At 73.9% G+C, this 4,150-nt stretch carries 6 protein-coding genes; 3 read left to right on the forward strand and 3 right to left on the reverse strand.

All coding sequences use genetic code 11. From position 1 onward, the window contains the following. Positions 1-21: 21 nt before the first annotated feature. The 3 genes from ACFV0G_RS36270 to ACFV0G_RS36280 form a co-directional block, all read right to left on the reverse strand. Positions 22-396: an RNA polymerase-binding protein RbpA gene (locus ACFV0G_RS36270; protein ID WP_100887323.1), complete on the reverse strand. Its 375-nt coding sequence runs from the start codon at positions 394-396 to the stop codon at positions 22-24. A 241-nt stretch (positions 397-637) separates the two neighbouring features. After that, a complete protein-coding gene (locus ACFV0G_RS36275; RefSeq protein WP_380557119.1) occupies positions 638-2,251 on the reverse strand; it encodes an FtsK/SpoIIIE domain-containing protein in 1,614 nt (537 codons plus the stop codon). 130 nt (positions 2,252-2,381) lie between these two features. Next, positions 2,382-2,576, reverse strand: coding sequence for a hypothetical protein (locus ACFV0G_RS36280; protein ID WP_380557121.1), 195 nt, complete (start codon positions 2,574-2,576; stop codon positions 2,382-2,384). A 296-nt stretch (positions 2,577-2,872) separates the two neighbouring features. On the opposite strand from ACFV0G_RS36280, the gene ACFV0G_RS36285 reads away from it, so the two are divergent. The 3 genes from ACFV0G_RS36285 to ACFV0G_RS36295 form a co-directional block, all read left to right on the forward strand. After that, positions 2,873-3,280: an ankyrin repeat domain-containing protein gene (locus ACFV0G_RS36285; RefSeq protein ID WP_380557123.1), complete on the forward strand. Its 408-nt coding sequence runs from the start codon at positions 2,873-2,875 to the stop codon at positions 3,278-3,280. A gap of 94 nt (positions 3,281-3,374) precedes the next feature. Beyond that, the gene (locus tag ACFV0G_RS36290) at positions 3,375-3,881 is read left to right on the forward strand and encodes a GNAT family N-acetyltransferase (protein ID WP_380557125.1); all 507 of its coding nucleotides are present in this window, start codon (positions 3,375-3,377) and stop codon (positions 3,879-3,881) included. Between the two features lie 53 nt (positions 3,882-3,934). Continuing rightward, positions 3,935-4,150, forward strand: a 216-nt coding sequence (locus tag ACFV0G_RS36295) for a nucleotidyltransferase domain-containing protein (protein ID WP_380557127.1), incomplete at its 3' end; no start/stop codon positions are given.

Below are 4,150 nucleotides of genomic sequence, written 5' to 3' on the forward strand. Positions count from 1 at the left end.
CCCCGGAACCGGGGAGCGCGGTCATGCGCTCTTGCGACTGTCGCGCGGGTGAACCGCGAGGTTCATCCCGCCGGAGCGGAGCACGGCCAGCCGCTCGGCCAGCACCTCCTCCAACTCCTCGCGTGTCCGACGCTCCATCAGCATGTCCCAATGGGTACGCGTCGGCTTGGTCTTCTTCTCCTCCGGCTCCTCGCCGTCGAGGAGCATGGCCTCCTGGCCACAGAAACGGCACTCCCACACCGAGGGAATCTCCGCCTCCACGGAGAAGGGCACCTCGAAACGGTGTCCGTTCTGACATGCGTACTCGACGGTCTGGCGGGGAGCCAGATCGATACCACGGTCGGTCTCGTAGCTAGTGGCCCCGAGTCGCGTGCCGCGGAGAGCTCGCTCGCTCATGAATCGTGCCTCCCGGGCTTATGGCCCACAGGACTAGTGGTCGCTGTCTTCGTCGTTCGGTCAACGCTCGGCCGTCGACGAAGATTCCCGTCCGGGGACATGCGTCGCCTGTCGTGCCGCCCACGTTTGTACCCATCAGCGCCCGATTTGTCACATCTGATCGCTGATGTCACCCTCGGTGCCTCCTCCTGCGCACACAGCGATCACCCGAATGACGCATTCCGGTGCTCCGGGCGGGAGGTCACCAGACCGGGCGCGGCCGCACCGGAGCGCCGTCCTTGGCGAGGTCCACGCCGAGTTCGGCGACCATCTCCTCGGCGCGGTCGGTCACCGAACCGGCCGAGGCGCTCGCGCCGGCCGGGGCCGGGGCCTCCGTCCGGGTGTCGCGGTGCGGCAGCAGGGCGATCACCGCGTCCCGCAGCTGGGCGGGGGCGTCCTCGTCCAGCGGGTCGACGGTGGCCGGCACCTGGAGGCGCACGGGGGCGGCGGCGCCGATCCGGGCGTAGCCGCGGCCGGCCGGGGTGTGCGCGGCAGGGGTGATGTCGAGCGCGGCACCGAGCGCGGCCCGTCCGAGGTCGGGGCCGACCGGGCCGAGCACCACCTTGGCGCGGGTGGTCGCCCGGACGGTCGGCCGCAGCCGGTCCAGTGCGTCGACGTGCTCGGCGATCACCACGGTGACCCGGGCGGACCGGCCGTGCCGGAGCGGGATCTCCAGCAGGTCCTGCGGGTCGGGCCGGTCCTCGGCCTGGGCGAGCTCGCTGAGCTCGGTCGGGTGGTCGAGCAGCAGCCAGAGCGGCCGGGTGGTGTCCTCCGGCGCGGCGATGCCGGTGTGCCGTGCCGCGTTGAGCAGCCCGAGCCGCCGCTCGGTCTCCTTGGCGGCCCACTCCAGCGCGGCCACCGCCCCGTGCAGGCTGGTCTCGACGGTGTGCACACCGGGCCGGTTCACCAGGCAGGCGTGCTCGCCGGTGCCGGCCCCGTCGATCACCACGACGTCGCCGTACGGCAGGGCCTGGAGCGCGATCGAGCGCAGCAGGGTGGAGGTGCCGGACCCGCTCGCGCCGAGTGCCAGCAGGTGCGGCTCGCCGGTGCGCGGTCCGACCCGCCACACCACGGGCGGCTGCTGGGTGGAGATGCCGCCCTGGACGACCGGGATGGTGCGGCTGCTGCCGAGCGCGTCGGTGAAGCCGAGCACGATCTCACCGGGGGCGGTCACGAACGGCTGGGCGGCGATGTCGGTCGGCAGCGGGGCGAGGGCGGTCACTCGGAGCCGGTTGGACTCCTCGTCCCAGTCGAAGCGGTACTCGCGGGCCCGGCCGGCCTTGCCCTGGACGACCTGCTCGATCCGGGCGCGGGCGGCCGGCTCGGTGTCGGTGAAGTACGCCGGGTAGGCCACCTCCAGGGCGGCGAGGCGGCCGTCGCCGTCGAACTCCCAGTTGCTGAACGCCGCCTTGTGGTCGCCGTCGAAGCTGTACAGCGGGCTGATGTCGTCCGGCCCCGCCAGGTAGGGGGTGAGGGCCGCGTACAGCGCGGCCAGCTTGAGGTCGCCGGCGTCCGGCTCGGCGGCCGGTGCGGCCTTGGGCCGGCGTCCGGCCCAGGCGGCGCTGGCCATGAGGGCGACCAGGGCGAACAGCAGGCCGTGCGGCAGCAGGAAGATGCCGAGGGCGAGCGCCGCGGTCAGGAAGAGCGTGGGGCCGCGGCGCTCCTTGGGGGTGGCGGCCCAGCGGCTCCTGGTCCACTCGAGGTGGCGCCGCAGCCCGCGGCCGATGAGGGTGAGCGGCGCGAACATGTCGGCGGCGTGGTCGCCTGCGGTCCGGGCGAGGTCGCGGCCGCGGCCGAGGTGGCGGGTGAGGGACATTCGGGCTCCCCGAGCGGTGGGACAGGGACGGAAGGGCCGGTGCCGGCGGGGGTCGGGCCGGCGGGGGACGGGCGGAAGCCGGAAGGCCCGGGGGCGGTGGGATCCGCGCCCGGGCCGAACGGAACCGGGATCAGAACTTGAGGCCGCCGATGAGACTGGCCAGGGACTCGCCGCCGGCGGTGATGCTGGGGGCGATCGAGGAACCGGCGACGTAGAAGCCGAACAGCGCGGAGACCACGGCGTGCGACACCTTGAGTCCGTCCCGGCGGAAGAAGAGGAAGGCGATGGTGCCGAAGAGGACGATGCCGGAAATGGAGAGGATCACGAGGTCAGCTCCTCGATGAGGGTGGGGGACAGGGTTACTGAAAGTGTCTTCATCGTGACAAAAAGTAATAGATGATGGAATGTGGCAAACGGGTGGATCTCGCCCGGCCATTTCCATCGGAGGTATGCGTACCGAGGCTTTGTGCCGGGGGGACCGCGCTGACAGGCCTCCCCCCGGTGCCGGGCCGCCCTCGGCGGGCCGGGCAAATTCCCCCGAACGGAGGCGTGACCATCCGGCCCCGGCGTCGTCCGCTACGGTGCCGTACGGAAATCGACCCTCGTCAGAAAGGCCGTGCCATGGCCGACAACGCTCCCGAGACGCCCGACGCCGAGGTCGTGGCCCTGGCCGGCAGGCTGTTCGACGCCGCCCGGTCCGGGGATGCGGCCCTGCTCGCCTCCTACCTGGACGCGGGTGCGCCGGCCGACCTCTGCAACGACCGCGGCGACACCCTGCTGATGCTCGCGGCGTACCACGGGCACGCGGGCGCGGTGGAGGCCCTGCTGGCCCGCGGCGCCGAGGCCGACCGGGCCAACGACCGCGGCCAGACCCCGCTCGCCGGCGCGGTCTTCAAGGGCTGGGACGAGGTCGTGGCCGCGCTGCTGGCGGGCGGCGCCGACCCGGCGGCCGGGACGCCGTCCGCCCTCGACACCGCCCGGATGTTCGGCAAGGACGATCTGGTGGCGAGGTTCGAGGCCGGCCGCTGAGCGGGGCGCGGCCGGGCCGCCCGGCACCCCCGGCCGACCGGGGGCGGGGCCCGGCCTGCGGCGCGGCGCACCGGGCCCCGTAGGCTTGAGAACCATGTCGAGCATGTCCCCCCTGGAGATCCGCACCACCGGCTACGGCCACCCCGACGCCGCCGGGCTGGCGGCCGAGGTGCAGCAGGAGTACGTCCGCCGCTACGGCGACATCGACCAGACGTCGATGCACGCGGACCACTTCGACCCGCCGTCCGGCCTGTTCGTGGTGGGGTACCTGGACGGCGAGGCGGTCGCCTGCGGCGGCTGGCGCGCCAAGGAGGGCGACGGGGACGGCCTGCGGGACGGCGACGCCGAGCTCAAGCGGATGTACGTGGTCGAGCGGGCCCGCGGACGCGGTCTGGCCCGTGCCCTCCTGCGCCACCTGGAGGCCACCGCGCTGGAGGCCGGGCGCACCCGGCTCGTGCTGGAGACCGGCACCGAGCAGCCGGAGGCCATCGCGCTGTACGCCTCCGAGGGCTACGAGGCGGTCACCAAGTTCGGCTACTACAAGGACTCCCCGCAGAGCGTCTGCATGGGCAAGCGGCTGGTCGGCGCCGAGCGGGCCTGACCCGGGCCGAAAACCGCCGGCCCGCCCCGGCCGCGGCGGGCCACCATCGCCGGATGGACCGCAGCCCGGACGACCCCGCCGTCCGCCCGGCCGGCTTCACCGACGCCGACCGGGCCGCGCTGGCGCGGCGGCCGGCCGAGGTGCCGGGTGTGGTCGGCGTCTGCCTCGGCGGCAGCCGGGCGCGTGGCACCCACCGCCCCGACCGGGACCACGATTTCGGGCTGTACTACCGGCGACCGCTGGACCCCGCCGCCTGCGCACACTGGGCG

The organism is Kitasatospora sp. NPDC059571, assembly GCF_042735675.1.
In the GTDB taxonomy this organism is placed as follows: Bacteria; Actinomycetota; Actinomycetes; order Streptomycetales; family Streptomycetaceae; genus Kitasatospora.